This window comes from Acidovorax sp. HMWF029, from assembly GCF_003060895.1.
In the GTDB taxonomy this organism is placed as follows: domain Bacteria; phylum Pseudomonadota; class Gammaproteobacteria; order Burkholderiales; family Burkholderiaceae_C; genus Acidovorax.
In genome coordinates, this window is the sequence record NZ_QAIH01000303.1 from 5,061 (window position 1) to 22,779 (window position 17,719).

Sequence of the window (17,719 nt, forward strand, 5' to 3'; positions counted from 1 at the left end):
GGCTGGCCGCCTGTACACGCTTGACATTCCCACGGGCGCGCTGCGCCCGGTGGGGGCCGCGCCTGCGGTGCTGCCCCTCGTCGGCAGCGTGTTCGGCTTTGACTTCAACCCGGCGGCCGACCGCATCCGTGTGGTGTCCAACACCGGCCAGAACCTGCGCCTGCACCCCGACACCGGTGCCGCCGTGGACGGTGACCCGGCCGTGGATGGCGTGCAGCCCGACCCCGCCCTGCGCTACGCCTGGGCCGACGTGAATGCCCGCCGCAGGCCCGACATTGCCGGTGCGGCTTACACCTACAACCCCAACGACAGCAAGATCACCACCAACTACGCCATCGACCGCGCGCTGGGTGTGCTGGTCATGCAGGGCTCGCGCGAGGGCACGACGCCCGTGGTCTCGCCCAACAGCGGGCAACTGCGCACCGTGGGGTCGCTGGGCCTGGGCCCGCTGACCGACGTGGCGTTTGACATTGCCGACGTGGGCAACACCGCCCTGATTGCGGTGCGCACGGCTGCCGACGGTCAGACCCGCCTGCACCAGGTGGATCTGGCTACCGGCGCCACGCGGCTCCTGGGGCCGGTCGGAGAGGGCGCTCCGTTGGTGGGCATGGCGATCGAGCCATGACCTCTGGCGGCATCCGCCCCATGTGCCACGTCGGCCGCGCGCTGCTGTGCGCCTGGGGGCTGGTGGTCTGGAGCCTGACCGCATGGGCGGGTCCGGTGCAGGTGGATGTGGCCGACGCGGCGGGCAAGCCGGTGGCCGACGCCGTGGTGTTTTTGGACTCGACCGATGCGCGCAAGCTGGCCCGGCCGTTGGCGGGCGTTGAGATGGCGCAGGAAAAGCGGCAGTTTGTGCCCGGAGTGCTGGTGGTGACCGTTGGCACCGAGGTGCTGTTCCCGAACCGCGACACGGTGCGGCACCATGTGTATTCTTTCTCCCCCGCCAAGAAGTTCGAACTCAAACTCTACATAGGCACCCCCTCCAACCCCGTGGTGTTCGACAAGACCGGAGTGGTCACGCTGGGCTGCAACATCCACGACCAGATGGTGGGTTGGATATTGGTGCTCGATACCCCCTACTACGCACGCAGTGCGGCCGCCACTGGCCGGGTGTTGCTCGACAACGTGCCGCCCGGCACCTACACGCTGCGCACCTGGCACACCCGGCTGCCCGTGGGCGCCCCCGCGCAAGAGCAGGTGCTGACGGTGCCCGCCACCGGCGCTGCCACGGCCTCGGTGCGCTTGGCGGGGTTGCAGCCTTGACACGGCTGCACCTGGCCCGGCGCAGCCTGATCCTGCGGCTGGTGGGGTTGTCGCTGCTGTTGCTGCTCATCGTGCAGGCGGCGGGGTTTGCTGTGGTGCGGGCCTCCATCGACCGCAATGCGCGCGCCCAGATCGCGCGGGCGCTGGACCTGGACGAGAACATCTGGCGCCGCCTGCTGGATCAGAACGCCGAACGCTTGCGCCAGGGCTCGGCGCTGCTGGCGGCCGACTACGGCTTTCGCTCTGCGGTGAACTCGGGGGACGAGGACACCATCCAGTCGGTGCTGGAGAACCACGGCAGCCGCATCGGTGCGGCTGTGACGGCCCTGTTGGGCACCGACTTGGAGCTGCGCGCCGTCAGCCTGACGGATGGCATGGAACACTTCCCCGCCACACTCAGGCAGGTGGTGCCTCGCCTGGCCAGCCAGCCCCAGGGCAGCCAGACCGTGGTGATGGACGGCGTGCCCTACCAGTTTGTGATGGTGCCCATGCGCGCGCCGCTGGTGATTGGCTGGGTGCTGATGGGGTTCCCAATCGACCAGTCGCGCGCCGACGAAATGCGGAAACTTCTGGCGGTGCATGTGGCGTTGGTGGTGAAGGGAGCAGACGGTGTGGTCAAGGTGCCTGTGGCCACGCTGCCCCCCGATGCGCGCGCCCAGCTGCTGCACGAGGGCGGTGCGGTGGCTGAGCTGCAGACCGCCGAGGGCACGCTGCTGGTGCGCGCCAGTGCGCTGGATAGCGTGGGCGGCGAAGTGCGCTCGCTGCTGCTGCGCTCGGTCGACGAGGTGGTGGCCCCCTATCGCCAGCTGCAGGTGCTGCTGGCGATCATCACGGTGGCTGGTGTGCTGCTGTTTGCGGTAGGCACCGGGCTGGTGGCTCAGCGGCTCACCACGCCCCTGCGCTCGCTGCTGACCGCCACGCAGCGGCTTTCGCGCGGCGAATACGACACGCCGCTGGAGCACACCGGACGCATGGACGAGATCGGCAATTTGGCGCGCTCGTTTGACCACATGCGGGTGGACATCGCGGCGCAGCAGACCGAAATCCGCCGCCTGGCTTACTGGGACCGCCTTACCGGCCTGCCCAACCGGGAGCGTTTTCGCGATGCCGTGGTGCAGGCCCTGGCGGGCCACCCCGACCACCCGGGCCGCGCGGGCCGCACGGTCACCCCCCAGCCGGTGGCGGTGCTCACCCTCGACCTGGACCGTTTCAAGCATGTGAACGACGTGCTGGGTTATGCCTTTGGCGATCGTTTGCTGCAGGCCGTCGCCGAACGCCTGAGCCAGCTGGTGCGTTCCCCCGAGGACATGGTGGCGCGCCTGGGGGGCAACGAGTTTGCCATCCTGCTATTGAACGCAGACGCCGCTGCCGCCCACGACATGGCCCAGCGCATCAACCAGTCGTTCGAGGAGCCGCTGGCGTTCGAGGACCAGACGGTGGACCTGAGTGCGGGCATTGGTTTTGCCTGCTGGCCGGGCGATGCGGACGATGCTGACACCCTGCTCAGCCGCTCAGAAATCGCCATGTATGCGGCCAAACGCAAGCTCAGCGGGGCGCTGCAGTACGACGCGGCCTTCGACTCGGCCAGCGCGCAGACCCTGTCGCTGCTGACGGAGCTGCGCCATGCTGTGGAGCACGACGAGCTGCGCCTGTATCTACAGCCTAAGGTGCCACTGCATGATCAAGCGGGCTTGGCTGCCGAGGCGTTGGTGCGCTGGCAGCACCCGCAGCGCGGGCTGGTGCCGCCCATGCATTTCATCCCGTTTGCCGAGCAGACAGGGTTTGTGCGCCAGCTGACGCTGTGGATTTTTGAAGAGGTGGCGCAACTGCTGGCAGACCCACGCACGCGCGGCCTGCCGCTCAGGGTGTCGGTCAACCTGTCCACCCGGGATTTGCTCGACCCGGACCTGAGCAATCGGCTGGCCGACATCCTTGCACGCCATGGGGTGGCTGCCAGTGCTTTCTGTCTGGAGATCACCGAAAGCGCGATCATGGACGACCCGCAGCGCGCCGAGGCCATGCTCAACCGCCTGTCGGAGCAGGGCTTCAAGCTGTCGATTGACGACTTTGGTACGGGGTACTCATCGCTGGCATACCTCAAGCGCCTGCCGGTGGATGAACTCAAGATCGACAAATCCTTCGTGATGGGCATGGAGACAGGCGAGGACGACGCGATGATCGTGCGCTCCACCATCGATCTTGCGCACAACCTGGGGCTCACGGTGGTGGCCGAGGGGGTGGAGACGGCCGCAATCCTGGAGCAGTTGCGCGTCCTGTCCTGCGATGAGGCACAGGGCTACTACATCACCCGGCCCCTGCCGGTTGCGGATTTCCTGGCTTGGCAGGCTCGGCAAGGGTCGGGGTAGGTAGAACCGGGAGGCCGCTGCAAAGCTGCCTTTGCGGTGCCCGTCGAATTTCATTTGGCCCCCGGGCGGCACGCAGGCGAAAATACACGCAATGTCTTCTTCTGCTTCTCGCCCGCCTGCGGGCCCTGCCGCCCCGACCGCCGATGCCGGTGGCCCTTCTTTGCCTGCCGCGTCGCGCCCCGTACTGCGCCGCCCAACCCTGGCTGCCAAACCCGCGCCCGCACGGCCTGCGCCGCCGCCCCGGCCTGCCCGGTCGCCTGCACCCTCCACCTACCGCGTCGCGTCGGGCGCGTTTGTAGCGCCTGTGCGCCAGGTGCCAGCACCCGCCGCCACTTCCGTGGGGGGCTTGCCCACGTCACGCCTGAACAAGCGCATGGCCGAGTTGGGCCTGTGTTCGCGGCGCGAGGCGGACGACTGGGTGGAGCAGGGCTGGGTCAAGGTCAACGGTGTGGTGGCGACCATGGGCCAGCAGGTCACGGCGGCCGACCGCATCGAGGTGGACAAGATCGCCCAGGGCTTCCAGGAGCAGCGTGTCACCATTCTGCTGAACAAGCCCATAGGCTATGTGAGCGGCCAGGCCGAGGATGGCCACACCCCCGCCGTGGCGCTGATCAATCCCCGCACCCACTGGCGCGATGACCCCAGCCGCAACCGCTTTTCGCCGCCCCAACTGCGGGGCCTGGCACCCTGCGGGCGGCTTGATATCGACTCAGTGGGCCTGCTGGTGTTGACCCAGGACGGCCGCGTGGCCCGGCAGATCATTGGCGAGGACTCCGAGATGGAAAAGGAGTACCTGGTGCGCGTGGTTTATCAGGCTGCGGGCCAGGCAGTGGCGCGCCACCCTGGCGAGCGATCCGCGCCGCTGCTGACCATTGACGAGCGTGACCCCGTCAGTACCAATGTGCAGGCGGTGTTTCCCAAAGAACTGCTGGAGCGCCTGCGCCACGGCCTGAGCCTGGACGGCGAGCCACTCAAGCCCGCCAAGGTCGATTGGCAAAACCCCGAGCAACTGCGTTTTGTGCTCACCGAAGGCAAAAAGCGCCAGATCCGCCGCATGTGCGAGCTGGTGGGGCTCAAGGTGGTGGGCCTCAAGCGCATCCGTATCGGCCGTGTCACCCTGGGCAATCTGCCCGTGGGGCAGTGGCGCTACCTGTCGCCCAATGAGCGGTTCTGAGAGTCGCCGGGCTCCGTAAACCTCCCTTTTTCTGGATCGGAGCCTTCCTCATGCCTTCCTCGCGGCCACCGCGCATGCGCGACAGCGCCCCGGCTTCTGGAACCAACCCGCTGCGGCAGCTGCGGGTCTCCGACCTGCGCGGCGTGGCCCGCCTGGCCACGCAGGCCACCACCGGCATCAGCCGCGTGGCCGAGGGCGTGCACCAGTCCGTGCGCGGCACCCTGGGATTGCCCGGCGGGTCCCAGCCTGGCCGCACCGGGGGGCTGACCGGTCTGGTTTACCAGAGCATCCGAGGGGTGACGCAGTTGGTGGATGCGGGCCTGCAGGCGGGGCTCGCGCGGCTGGAGCCCTTTTTCTCGGCCAGTACGCCCGGCACCGAGGTGCTGTGGGAGCGCGAGGCGGTCATCGCCGCCCTGAACGGTGTGATGGGTGACCGCCTGCAGCAGGACAACAACCCTCTGTGCACCCACATGGGCTGGTACCAGCAGGGCCTGCCGCTCGATGTGCGCGCCCTAAGCGCTGCGGGCACGGCCACTGGCAAATTGCTGGTGCTGGTGCACGGGCTGTGCATGAACGATCTGCAATGGCAGCACGGCGGCCATGACCATGGCACCCACCTGGCCCGGGCGCTGGGCTATACGCCGGTGTACCTGCGCTACAACACCGGCCTGCACGTTTCGACCAACGGCGCCGAGTTGTCGGCGCTGCTCGATTCGCTGGTGGCCAGCTGGCCCGTGCCCGTGACGGAGCTGGCCGTGCTGGCCCACAGCATGGGCGGGCTGGTGGTGCGCAGCGCCTGCCACCACGCGGCCGCCCAGACTGTGGGCGCCCGCGGCTGGCTGCCCCGGCTGCGCCAGGTAGTCTTTCTGGGCACGCCCCACCATGGTGCGCCGCTGGAGCGTGCGGGGAGCTGGGTGGACGTGCTGCTGGGCAGCACCCCTTTTTCGCGACCGTTTGCCCGGCTGGCGCAGCTGCGCAGTGCGGGCATCACCGATTTGCGGTACGGCCATGTGCTCGACGCCGACTGGCGGGGGCGTGACCGCTTTCGCACCCGCCCCGATCAGCGCACCCCGGTGCCCCTGCCTGACGGTGTGGCCTGCTACGCGGTGGCTGCCACGTTGGCCGCCCGGCGCAATCCGGTGGCTGAGCGGCTGGTTGGGGATGGGTTGGTGCCCTTGCACAGCGCACTGGGCATCCACGATGATGCGGAGCGTGGGCTTGGATTCGCCAAAGATCGGCAGGTGGTGTTCTACCGCCTCGGACATCTGGCGCTGCTGGGCGATGCCGGAGTGGCCCGCCAGCTGGAGCAGTGGATGAGGGCGCCCACATGACGTTTGTTCGGCGCCTGTGCAGTCCGTTTTCTCGGCTGTCGGTGTTTGCCGGGCAACGGGGTGCGGCTACGATGTGTTCATGAAGCAATAGACAACAAGGAGAAACTTGTGAGTGATGTGAAATACCGCCTGGTGACCCGCAGCGACTTTGACGGCCTGGTCTGCGCCGTGCTGCTCAACGAGCTGAACCTGATTGACGAAATCACCTTCGTCCATCCGAAAGACATGCAGGATGGCAAGATCGCCATCACCAGCCGCGACATCACCACCAACCTGCCCTATGTGCCCGGGGCGCACTTGGTGTTCGACCACCACGAGTCCGAAACGGTGCGCAACTCGGGGCGCCGTGCCGAGAACCACATCATTGAAGCGCATGCCCCCTCGGCCGCGCGCGTGGTCTACAACCACTACGGCGGCAAGGCCGCCTTCCCGCGCATCACCGACGACATGATGGCCGCGGTGGACCAAGCCGATTCAGCCCAGTATTCGCGTGAAGACATTCTTGATCCCCAGGGCTGGGTGCTGCTGAACTACATGATGGACTCCCGCACGGGGTTGGGCCGTTTCCGGGAGTTCCGCATCAGCAACTATGCGCTGATGATGGACCTCATCCAGTATTGCCGCGACCACACCATCGACGACATCCTGGCCCTGCCCGACGTGCAGGAGCGGGTGCAGCTATATCGTGAGCATGCATCCAAGGCCGAGGAGCAACTGCTGCGCTGCGCCATCCGCATCGGCAAGTTGGTGGTACTGGACCTGCGCGAGGAAGAGACCATCTGGGCCACCAACCGCTTCATGATCTATGCGCTGTTCCCTGACTGCAACATCTCCATCCACGTCATGTGGGGCCTGCAGAAGCAGAACACGGTGTTCGCCACGGGCAAGTCCATCCTGGACCGTGGCAGTCAGGTGCACATCGGCAACCTCATGCTGGAGTTTGGTGGCGGTGGCCATGCCGCTGCGGGCACCTGCCAGGTGTCCAACGACAAGGCCGATGCCATCCTGCAGGCCCTGGTGCAGCGCATCACGCTGGAAGGCTGAGTGGGGTAGCTCAGTCTTCGCCGAACAGCCCCCGGTAAATGGCGGCGCCCAGCAAGGCGCCGGCAATCGGCGCGGCCCAGAACACCCACAACTCCGACAGCGCATAGCTCGGACCAAACAATGCGGGGCCGGTGCTGCGCGCAGGGTTGACAGAGGTATTGGTTACAGGAATGGAAATCAGGTGGATGAGTGTGAGGCACAGGCCGATAGCCAAGCCTCCCACGCCCTCTGCAGCGCGCCGAGAGGTTACGCCCAGGATCACGATCAGGAACACCGCCGTGAGCACGACCTCGACCAACACGGCCGCCAGCAGTCCGTAGCCACCGGGTGAATGCTCGCCGTAGCCGTTGGTGGCAAACCCGCCAATGTCTGCCCCTGGCTTACCCGTGGCGATCAGGTAAAGCACCCCGGCAGCAACAATCGCGCCCAGCACCTGGGCAATAACGTAGCCGGGCAACTCGGACGCCTTGAACCGGCCACCCAGTGCGAGTCCCACGGACACCGCCGGGTTGAAATGCCCGCCGGAAATGGGCCCGAGCGCGTAGGCCCCCGTCAGCACGGTCAGGCCAAAAGCCAGTGACACGCCCAGAAATCCGATGCCTAACTGCGGAAATGCTGCCGCTAGCACGGCGCTTCCGCAGCCGCCAAAGGTGAGCCAGAACGTGCCGAGGAACTCGGCAGACCATTTTTGCAAAGAAGTGGGCATGGGCTTGTCTAGAAGATTGAAGGAGCAGGCTTCCAAGAGGGGCAGCCGCTGCAGCATGTTATGGGGTCAAAATCGGGCAAACAAGCTTTAAATGCGTGCAAATTGTCAACAATTCTCCATCTTGGTGAGGGGTGATGCACCGGTGCCACAAGGCAACAGAGCGTACAGCCAGCCCGCTTTCGCGGTCGCTGGTGTGCTGTTGGTCTTGAAATTGGCCGACCTGCCCCGAGGTGAACACGCGCAAGCATCTTTTGCACCGCAAGTGCGCCAAAGACGTTTCTCAAGATCGTATGAAGTAGCCATTCCAAGACACCATGAGCACCAAACAAACCCTGTCTTTCCAGGCCGAAGTGGCCCAGCTGCTGCACCTTGTCACCCATTCGCTGTATTCCAACCAGGAAATCTTCCTGCGCGAGCTGATCTCCAACGCGTCGGACGCCTGCGACAAGCTGCGTTTTGAGGGCTTGAACAACTCCGCCCTGTTTGAAGACGCCCCCAACCTCGAAGTGCGCGTGAGCTTCGACAAGGCCGCCAAGACGCTGACCATCACCGACAACGGCATCGGCATGAGCCAGCAAGAGGCCATCGACCACCTGGGCACCATTGCCAAGAGTGGCACCAAAGACTTCATGGGCAAGCTCAGCGGCGACCAGAAGCAGGATGCCCAGCTCATCGGCCAGTTTGGCGTGGGCTTTTATTCGGGCTTCATCGTGGCCGACAAGATCACGGTGGAATCGCGCCGCGCGGGCCTGAAGGCCCAAGAGGGCGTGCGCTGGATCAGCGGCGGCACGGGCGACTTTGAGGTGGAAACCATCACCCGCGCCCAACGCGGCACCAGCATCATCCTGCACCTGCGTGACGATGCCGAGGAATACCTCAACGCCTGGAAGCTCAAGCAGGTCATCGCCAAATACTCCGACCATATCAGCCTGCCCATCCTGATGGAAAAGGAAGAGTGGAAAGACGGCGAGCTGATCAATCCATCGGACGAAAACGGCGGCCGCCAGCCCGGTGGCATGGTCAAGACCGGCGAGTGGGAAACCATCAACAAGGCCAGCGCCCTGTGGACCCGTCCCAAGAAAGACATCACCGAAGAGCAATACGCCGACTTCTACAAGGCCATCAGCCACGACCACGAGGCGCCCCTGACCTGGGCGCACAACCGCGTGGAAGGCAACACCGAGTACACGCAGCTCTTGTACATCCCCGCCAAGGCGCCGTTCGATTTGTGGAACCGCGACAAGAAGGCGGGCGTGAAGCTGTACGTCAAGCGCGTGTTCATCATGGACGACGCCGAAGCGCTGATGCCCACCTACCTGCGCTTTGTGAAGGGCGTTATCGACTCAGCCGACCTGCCGCTGAACGTGAGCCGTGAGCTGCTGCAGGAAAGCCGCGACGTGCGCTCTATCCGCGAAGGCAGCACCAAGCGCGTGCTGAGCATGCTGGAAGACCTGGCCAAACACGACAAGCACGACACAGCAGCGGGCGCTGACGGCGTGACCGATGTGGTGGACGCCGACGACAAGGCCAAGGAAGGCAAGTACACCGCGTTCTACAGCGAGTTTGGTGCGGTGCTGAAGGAAGGCCTTGGTGAAGACTTTGGCAACCGCGAGCGCCTGGCCAAGCTGCTGCGTTTTGCATCCACCACCAGCGACTCCGTGACGGTGGGCTTTGCCGACTACAAGGCCCGCATGAAGGAAGGCCAGGAGGCGATTTACTACATCACCGCAGACACCCTGGCCGCTGCCAAGAACAGCCCACAGCTTGAAGTCTTCAAGAAGAAGGGCATCGAAGTGCTGCTCATGACCGATCGCGTGGACGAGTGGGCGCTGAACTACCTGCACGAGTTCGACGGCACGCCGCTGCAAAGCGTGGCCAAGGGCGCTGTGGACCTGGGCAAGCTGCAAGATGAAGCTGAGAAGAAGGCCGCCGAAGAGGCTGCCGAAGCCTTCAAGCCCGTGCTGGCCAAGCTGAAAGAAGCGCTGAAGGACAAGGCCGAAGACGTGCGTGTGACCACGCGCCTGGTCGACTCACCCGCCTGCTTGGTGGTGCAGGACGACGGCATGAGCACCCAACTAGCCCGCATGCTCAAGCAGGCTGGCCAGCAGGCGCCCGAAACCAAGCCCGTGCTGGAAGTCAATGCAGAACACGCGCTGGTCAAGAAGCTGGACGGCAGCGTGCATTTCCACGACTTGGCCCACATCCTGTTCGACCAGGCCCTGCTGGCCGAGGGGGGCTTGCCCGAAGACCCGGCTGCGTACGTCAAGCGTGTGAATGCGCTGCTCGCCTGATGTTTCTGCCGGTGGCTGGTCGGTGCGCCAATGGTGTGAAATTTGCCGTGGCCGCGCGTGAATAGGCGCTTGACTGCTATCAAAAAGTGAACTCCCGGGTGCCGGACGGTGCCCGGGCTTTTTGTTTTGGGCGCTGCGAAGCGGCAGGTCGGTGCGGGGTATGTCGCATTGCTGCGGCTGTACTTGCTCCAGCAGCTGCGCATGCACCTGGTTGCGCTCTTGCGGGGTTGCACCCATCCAGGTCTTGATGGCCTCATCGGGGCCCTCCATGGGAGGCTGCGGGGGAGGGGGCAGCATTGTGCTCAAGCCCTATTTACCTTGTAGGGGCGGTGCACCGCAGCCGATGTCATTGCCTGGGCAGCGCTGAACGTCTGCGAGCCATTCCCTTTTTTTTGGGGGGGTCTCATGGGCTGCGTTGCGCGGAAAAGCAAAGACGACGTCTCTGCTCGAATTAAACTCGCTGCGCTTCACGCGCGTGGTGCGAACCACACGTATTGCATCTGGCAATGGTGAACGATTGTTGCCCTGCGGCATGACGCCTCTTTCGTAGATAGATTTGGGCGCTGCTTTCAGCCATCAAGGCTGGGTGTTTTCACGGTCTCCCCTCACACCGTTTTTTCCGCTCCGGAAGGAGCTGGTGAAGTTGCGGCGTTGCCAAAAAACCTGAGCTATTTATCACTTTAGGACCACTATGTTCAATCCGTTGTCGCGCCTGTTTGTGGGCGCGCATCCGCCCCATAGACATACACAGGAGTTTGACGATACCAAGCCGCTCGGGCGGGGCATGCACGATCGGCGCTGGGTAGAGATATGCCGCCAAGCACTCCGCGCCTCGCGGCGTTTTTGCTGGCTGTTGCTGGCGAATGGACTGGTCGCTGGGGCCGCCTTGGCGCAGTCTGCGGACTTGGTCGTGAATCATGCAGATTCTCCGGACCCCGGGCCAGCCGGGGGCATCTTCACGTACACCCTGCGCATCGATAACAATGGACCCAATGGTGCGGTGGGTGTCACGTTGACAGACACCTTGCCCGCAGGTTCCGTCTTCATTGATGTCAACACCACCGCAGGAACTTGCAACCAGACAGGCGGCATCGTCAATTGCACATTGGGTGACATTCCGTTCAATGCCAATCAAACGGTGACGGTGCGCGTGCGCTTGCCCTCGGCCGGGGTGTGGACCAACACCGCCACGGCGGGCAGCACCACCACCGATCCCAACACCAGCAACAACGTCAACAGCATCCAGGCCACAACGGCTACGCAAGCGGCTGATCTCTCCTTGTCGGCAGTCCCGTCTGTTGCCAGCGTGAATGCGGGCCAGGCGTACAGCTATGCATTGCAGGCACGTAACCAAGGACCGGATGCGGCAGATGGCAGTCAGAGCATTAGCTTTACAGTGCCTGCAGGGGCTTCGATCACCGCTGCGCCCTCGGGTAGTGGTTGGTCGTGTACGCCTTCTGGCGGCTACCCGCTGAGCAGCGGCAATGTGACATGTACCCGCTCGGGCAGCTTGGCGAACGGCGCCGTCACATCGGTGTTGACAGTGCCTGCTGTGTCCAATGTGAACGGCACCGTGACGGCCGCATTCTCTGTGGCGGGCCGCAAGCCGGACAGCGCTGCCATGCCGGATGGGGATCTGACCAACAATACGGTCACCGTGGACGTGACCTCCAACCTCGGGGCGGATGTATCCATCACCAAAACAGCCGCCAGCTCCAACGTGGCGCAGGGCGCCAATGTGGTGTACACGCTGACGCCACGCCTGAATGGCGGCGCATCGCTCGTGGGCCAGGTAGTCACCGTGACCGACACCTTGGGGGCGGGGTTGACCCTTGTCTCTGTCTCGGGTTCTGGATGGACATGTGATGCCACCATCACCTGCACCAGGTCTGAGTACACCGGCGCCAACTTCAGCAACATGCCGGTGATCACCGTGACAGCCAGGGCAGACAACACCGGGGTGTTGACCAACACGGCGGGTGTCAGCACTTTGCTGCCGGATCCCGTGCCTGGCAACAACAGCGCCTCGGCAAACGTCACATCCAGCAACGACGCAGACATGCGGTTGACCAAAACGGCCAGCATCAACCCGGTGGTGCCCAACCAGCCGTTCAACTACACCCTGACTGCGCGCAACACCGGCCCCTTGGCCGTCCCGGCGGGTCAGACCATTACCATCACAGACCAGGTTCCGGCGGGGGTGACCCTCAACACCCTCGTCAGCGCAACCGGATGGACCTGCGATGCTTTGCCGTTTGCAGGCCCTGGTGCATGGAGCTGCTCTCGCTCCACGGCGTTGTCGTCTAACACCGATGCGCCTGTGGTCACCGTCTCTGCCACGCTGACCGGCACCGGTACGGCCACCAACAACGCCTGCGTGGCCCTGGGGGCGGGCATGCGGGTGGACAGCAATGCCGCCAACAACTGTGCGGGGGTCAGCGTCACATCAACGACCACACAGGCAGATCTGCGCGTGGTGTCCAAAACGGCGTCGCCCACCACCGTGGTGGCAGGCGCAAACCTGACCTACGTCATCACCGTGGAGAACCTCGGCCCAGCAACGGCAACCAACGTGTTGGTGTCGGACACCCTCGCCAGCCTGGTCAATACCGGGGGATTCCAGTCGGCTGTGGCCTCGCAGGGCTCTTGCACGCCCAGTGGAGTGACCAATGGGACTTCGCAGAGTCTGAGCTGTTCACTGGGCACCCTGGCCGCGGGCGCACAAGCGACGGTGACCTTGGTGGTACGTCCCAATATCGCTGCTACCGGCAATCGCACGAACACGGCAACCGTGCGGTCCACCGATGTGGGAGACCCTGATCAATCCAACAACAGCGGCAGCGTGACCAGCCAGGTCACGGCCCTGGTGGACGTCACAGCCGCCAAGACCGCGACGCCCGCTTCGGTGGCCGCCGGCGCACCGATCACCTTCGTGGCGACCATCGGCAACACGGGGCCGTCCACCGCGCAAACGGTGCAGATGGTGGACACCTTGCCCTCCAATGCCGCCTTTATCGAGCTGGTCACCGTCAGCGGCGGCGGGACCTGTTCGCCGATCACGGCGGGCACCGTTGGAGGAACGCTCACCTGCACCTGGACCAGCATCACTGCGGGCTCGCAGCAGACGGTAACGTACCGCATGCGGCCCCTGGGCAACGCCGCCGGCAGCAACGTCGTCAACAGCATTGCCGCAACCACTGTCACTGCCGAGTCCAGCACGAGCAACAACAGCGCAACGACCACGACACCCGTTACGGCCGCGCAGCTTGACATCCTGGTGAACAAGGTGGACAGCGCCGACCCGGTGGACCTGGGGCAACCAACCACCTACACCATCACCATCAACAACAGCGGCCCTTCCTATGGGACCAATGTGGTGATGACGGACATCTTCCCGGCCCCGGGCTCGGCGCCGACCGCGACCTTCAGCTACCAGGGGGCATTGACCGTGAATGCGGGTGGCGTGTGTACCGAGCCGACCGTGGGCGCTACGAGTGGCACGCTGCGCTGCGTCTTCCCTGGCTTGAACAGTGGCCAGACGGCAACGGTGACTTATGCCATGCGTGCAGAAACGCTCACGGTGGCGGGAGCCACCAGCGGCACGGCCTTCAACCAGGCCAGCGTGACCGTGAACGAAACGGAAACCACCCTGGCCAACAACGTGGTCACGCATGACTCCACCGCACGCCGCTTTACCGTGGCCACCGATCTGGCACTGGTCAAGTCGGCACCTGCGGGCCCAGTGGCGCCCGGCGCATCGCTCAACTACACCCTGGCGGTCACCAACAACGGACCTTTGGCCAGCGATGGTGCGCAGGTGGTGGATGTGCTGCCAGCGGGGGTGAGCTTTGTCTCGGCTGTTGGCTGCGTGAATGCGGCAGGCACAGTGCGATGCGCGATCGGGCCCCTGGCGGTGGGGGCCTCGCGGACTTTCACGCTGGTGACGGCGCTGGCGTCGCCCTATACCGGTGCCCGTCCGCTGGTCAACACGGCCACCCTCGATGCTCCAGGTGACACCAATCCCGGCAACAACTCCAGCACAGCCACCACCACGGTGTCGGTGCCGCCCAACGGGGCTAGCAGCATTCCAACGTTGTCGCAGTGGGGGCTGATCATCCTGTCTACCCTGCTGGGCCTGATGGCTTGGGGGCAGGCGACGCTGAGGCGGCGTCGCTGAACATTTTGGGGAGCTACCTCGGCCGCTCCGCGCACCTGCGGAGCGTGCTGCATGGGACAGGCCGGCACGCACCACGCCGTGCTGTTTTCTGTTTGTCGATAATGCGCGCCTCGCCTGCACTTTCTGCCGGCAGCTTTGTCATCCAAATTTCCATGCTGCGTTTTATTCTGACCTTTGTGCTGCTTCAGCTCTCCTTTTTTGGCATCAACATGCTGGGTGTGGTACAGCAGCATGTGGTTCTCCCGTGGACAGGGCTGCTGGCGCGTGCCTGCGTCACGTTGGTCATGCTGTTTGATGAAACGGCGGCGGCGGCGGGCAAAGTGTTGTGGAACACGGCGACCGGGTTTGGTGTTTCGATTGAGCCCGGATGCAACGGTATTGAAGCCTGCATCGTGCTGTTTGCTGCCGTGTTGGCTTTTCCCTCGACCTGGCGCCACAAGCTGGTGGGTCTGCTGGTCGGTTTTCTGGCGGTGCAAGGGCTCAACGTGGTGCGGGTGATCAGCCTCTTCTACCTCGGGCAGTGGAATACGCAAGTGTTCAATTTTGCGCACGAGTACCTGTGGCAGGCACTCATCATGCTGGATGTGCTGATTGTCTGGCTGCTGTGGGTGCGCGCCGGCAGCAAGTCCCAGGAATCGTCCGGGCCTCCATCGCCACCTGAAGACCCGCCTGCGCCCCCGGCGTACTCCGTAGCCTCGCCGAAGCCTTCAGGCCCGCTGGTGAGCGCGTCTCTGGACCTGTCGCCGCCGGTGCGATGAGCCGAAAGCAAAGGATTGGACTGCCCATGCGCCGACTATCTCCCTTGACGATCTTCATGCTGTCTGCCTTCGGGTGGATCGTGGCCCTTACGGCACTGTGGTCGCAGGTATCCGCCTGGACTTCCTACCCCGTGGGGGTGCTTTCGCACATGGCGCTGGAGCAGGGTGCGCCCATGTGGGTTCGGCAGGTGCATTTGTCGCCGGGCACCATGGAGGTGGATACAGCGATCTCCGTGCCCGTTCCTGGCGCTGGTGGGCGACGTGGGGAGATCACCATTGATGTCAGCACAGCGCGCTATGCCTATGGGCTGCCTATCTTCATTGCGCTGGTGCTGGCGGCCCGTGGTCGGGGGCGCCTGGGCCGTGTGGCGGCGGGCTATGCCCTGCTGCTCCCGTTCCAGGCGTTCAGCCTGACGATGAACGCCCTGATGCAAATGGTGTTGGCCGCCCAGGCCGATATCCGCCTGCTCAGGGTGTCACAGTGGCAAATGGAGGCCATTGTGTATGGCTACCAGTTGGGCTCTTTGGTGTTGCCTACGCTGGTACCTATCCTGCTGTGGCTGTGGATGGACCGCAAATTCGTGAACGATGTGCTGATTCGCAGCTGGCGCGAGTCACTGCCGCCTGCTGCGTCTTCGCCTTGAGTCAAGCACGCGGAAACAGCAGCAGGCCACTACCCTGAAAGTGTTTCGGTGGCCGCTGAACGCTGTTGCACGGGGGGGCGCTGGAGGGTCGATGCGCCCACGGGATCCAGCCGGTACCCCATCCCATAGATCGCCGAGATCGTGTAGCCGTTGTCCTCGGTCAGCTCCAGCTTGGTGCGCAGGCGCGACATGTGGGTGTCGAGCGAGCGCGAGGGGGTTTCGGCGCCGTCGCCCCAGACGGCCTCGCGCAGGTGGGTGCGGGACAGCAGGCGGCCGGCGTTGCGGAACATGAACAGGGCGAGTTCGTACTCGCGGTTCTTGAGTTCGATGGGCTGGCCGTGCACGCTCAGGGAGCGTTTGTCGGCGTCAAAACTGTAGGCGCCGAAGGCCATGCGGGCGCCCATGCTTTCGGGGTAGGCGCGGCGCAGCAGGGCGGTGGTGCGGGCCACCAGTTCGCCCATGCGCAGGGGCTTGCTCATGAAGTCGTCGGCGCCGCGCGAGAGCGCTTCGATCACGTCGCGTTCGTCGTTGCGGCGGGTGATGAACAGGATGGGCAATTGCATGCCACTCATGTCGCGTACGGTTTGCACGACCTCTGTGCCTTCCATGTCCGGCAGGTGCCAGTCCACGATCAGCAGGTCAAAGGTGTCGTGCCGCAGCGCCTTGAGCAGGCTGCCGCCGTCGGCAAAGGTGTGGCACACATGGTGGTGGCATTCCAAGGTGCCCTTGATCTGCTCCAGGAGCAGAAGATCGTCGTCAAGGACTGCGATGCGCATGGTTGTGGGCTCGGGCCGGGGGCCGTGAAAATCAACAAAACACCCCCTTGGGGAGGGAGTGCCTTGATGGTGCCCCACATCGGGCCGCTGTGCGCAGGGGTTGACAATCGTTTGCAATGGCCGGGCCTGTGCTGGCCAGGCCGTCCCTGCGCGGTCACAGCCAGTCAGGCCACCAGCGGGTCTTCCTGCATCGCCTCGATCTGCTCGACCAGCATGTCCACCTGTCCGCGCCAGTAGTCGCTGGTTCCAAACCAGGGGAAGTTGGCGGGGAAGATGGGGTCCTGCCAGCGGCGTGCGAGCCACGCGCTGTAGTGGATGAGGCGCAGCGTGCGCAGCGGCTCGATGAGTGCCAGCTCGCGGCGGTCAAAACTGCGGAACTGCTCGTAGCCGTCGATCAACGCGCTGAGCTGCTGGGTGCGCTGGCGCCGGTCGCCCGACAGCAGCATCCACAGGTCCTGCACGGCCGGGCCCATGCGGGCATCGTCCAGGTCCACAAAGTGCGGGCCGCCCCGGCCCCACTCGTCCAGGGGCGTCCACAGGATGTTGCCGGGGTGGCAGTCGCCATGCAGGCGGATGGGGGTGGCATTTTTCAAGGAAAAATGGTCCTCTCCGCGCTCCTGGTGGGTGTTTGTTGCTATCAATTCGAGAGCTTTGTCGCACTGCGTCTTCCACGCGGCGGCCACGTCGAGCGGGATGATGTCGTTGTCCATAAGCCAGTCGCGCGAGTCCAGGCCGAAGGTCTGCAGGTCCAGTATCGGCCGGTGCGCAAACGGCTGTGCTGCGCCCACGGTGTGGATGCGGGCCAGAAAGCGACCGATCCATTCGAGTACCTCGAAATCGTCTAGCTCGGGCTGACGCCCCCCGCGCCAGGGGCTGACCGAGAAGGCAAAACCTTCGTGCTGGTGCAGGGTGCTGCCGCCCAGCACCAGCGGGCCCACGGCGGGCACTTCGGCGGCCATCAGCTCGGCGGCAAAGGCGTGTTCTTCAAGGATCTGCGCTTGGGTCCAGCGGTCAGGGCGGTAGAACTTGGCCACCACGCGTTCGCCGTCTTCCAGTGTGACCTGGTACACCCGGTTTTCGTACGACGACAGGGCCATGAGGCGACCATCGCCATACAGGCCCACGCTGGCCAGCGCGTCCAGCACATGGTCGGGGGTGAGGCGGGCATAGGGATGAGGGTCCGTAGCAG

13 protein-coding genes are annotated in these 17,719 nt (G+C 64.6%); 10 read left to right on the top strand and 3 right to left on the bottom strand.

Annotated elements, in window-relative coordinates; genetic code table 11:
- The 6 genes from DBR12_RS20435 to DBR12_RS20460 all read left to right on the top strand — a co-directional run.
- On the top strand, positions 1-625 hold a 625-nt coding region (locus tag DBR12_RS20435; RefSeq protein WP_233244984.1), incomplete at its 5' end, for a DUF4394 domain-containing protein.
- A gap of 20 nt (positions 626-645) precedes the next feature.
- The gene (locus DBR12_RS20440; protein ID WP_369861699.1) at positions 646-1,263 is read left to right on the top strand and encodes a methylamine utilization protein; all 618 of its coding nucleotides are present in this window, start codon (positions 646-648) and stop codon (positions 1,261-1,263) included.
- The gene (locus DBR12_RS20445; RefSeq protein ID WP_108618902.1) at positions 1,260-3,629 is read left to right on the top strand and encodes a bifunctional diguanylate cyclase/phosphodiesterase; all 2,370 of its coding nucleotides are present in this window, start codon (positions 1,260-1,262) and stop codon (positions 3,627-3,629) included. Before DBR12_RS20440 ends, DBR12_RS20445 begins: the two co-directional genes overlap by 4 nt.
- A 91-nt stretch (positions 3,630-3,720) precedes the next feature.
- A complete protein-coding gene (locus DBR12_RS20450) occupies positions 3,721-4,803 on the top strand; it encodes a pseudouridine synthase (protein ID WP_233244987.1) in 1,083 nt (360 codons plus the stop codon).
- Positions 4,804-4,853: 50 nt separating this feature from the next.
- Positions 4,854-6,134 carry a triacylglycerol lipase gene (locus DBR12_RS20455; RefSeq protein WP_108618903.1) on the top strand — a complete coding sequence of 427 codons (1,281 nt, stop codon included), beginning with the start codon at positions 4,854-4,856 and terminating at the stop codon, positions 6,132-6,134.
- A 108-nt stretch (positions 6,135-6,242) separates the two neighbouring features.
- A complete protein-coding gene (locus DBR12_RS20460; RefSeq protein ID WP_108618904.1) occupies positions 6,243-7,178 on the top strand; it encodes an exopolyphosphatase in 936 nt (311 codons plus the stop codon).
- A 10-nt stretch (positions 7,179-7,188) separates the two neighbouring features.
- On the opposite strand, the gene aqpZ is transcribed toward DBR12_RS20460, so the two are convergent.
- Positions 7,189-7,884: an aquaporin Z gene (gene aqpZ / locus DBR12_RS20465; RefSeq protein WP_108618913.1), complete on the bottom strand. Its 696-nt coding sequence runs from the start codon at positions 7,882-7,884 to the stop codon at positions 7,189-7,191.
- Positions 7,885-8,198: 314 nt separating this feature from the next.
- Here aqpZ and htpG point away from each other — a divergent pair, with 314 nt between their 5' ends.
- From htpG to DBR12_RS20490, 4 genes are all read left to right on the top strand, one after another.
- The gene (htpG, locus tag DBR12_RS20470; protein WP_108618905.1) at positions 8,199-10,175 is read left to right on the top strand and encodes a molecular chaperone HtpG; all 1,977 of its coding nucleotides are present in this window, start codon (positions 8,199-8,201) and stop codon (positions 10,173-10,175) included.
- A gap of 910 nt (positions 10,176-11,085) precedes the next feature.
- Entirely contained in the window at positions 11,086-14,352 is a 3,267-nt protein-coding gene (locus tag DBR12_RS20480; protein WP_233244989.1) for an IPTL-CTERM sorting domain-containing protein, read from the top strand.
- A 152-nt stretch (positions 14,353-14,504) separates the two neighbouring features.
- Positions 14,505-15,110 carry an exosortase H gene (gene xrtH, locus DBR12_RS20485; RefSeq protein WP_108618914.1) on the top strand — a complete coding sequence of 202 codons (606 nt, stop codon included), beginning with the start codon at positions 14,505-14,507 and terminating at the stop codon, positions 15,108-15,110.
- A 26-nt stretch (positions 15,111-15,136) separates the two neighbouring features.
- Entirely contained in the window at positions 15,137-15,754 is a 618-nt protein-coding gene (locus DBR12_RS20490) for an exosortase H-associated membrane protein (RefSeq protein ID WP_108618908.1), read from the top strand.
- A 29-nt stretch (positions 15,755-15,783) separates the two neighbouring features.
- Here the strand turns inward: DBR12_RS20490 and DBR12_RS20495 are convergent, their stop codons facing one another.
- Both DBR12_RS20495 and DBR12_RS20500 read right to left on the bottom strand, forming a co-directional pair.
- Positions 15,784-16,530, bottom strand: a complete 747-nt coding sequence (locus DBR12_RS20495) for a response regulator transcription factor (RefSeq protein ID WP_108618909.1) — start codon at positions 16,528-16,530, stop codon at positions 15,784-15,786.
- Positions 16,531-16,694: 164 nt separating this feature from the next.
- The coding region (locus tag DBR12_RS20500; RefSeq protein ID WP_108618915.1) for a serine/threonine protein kinase at positions 16,695-17,719 on the bottom strand (1,025 nt) is incomplete at its 5' end.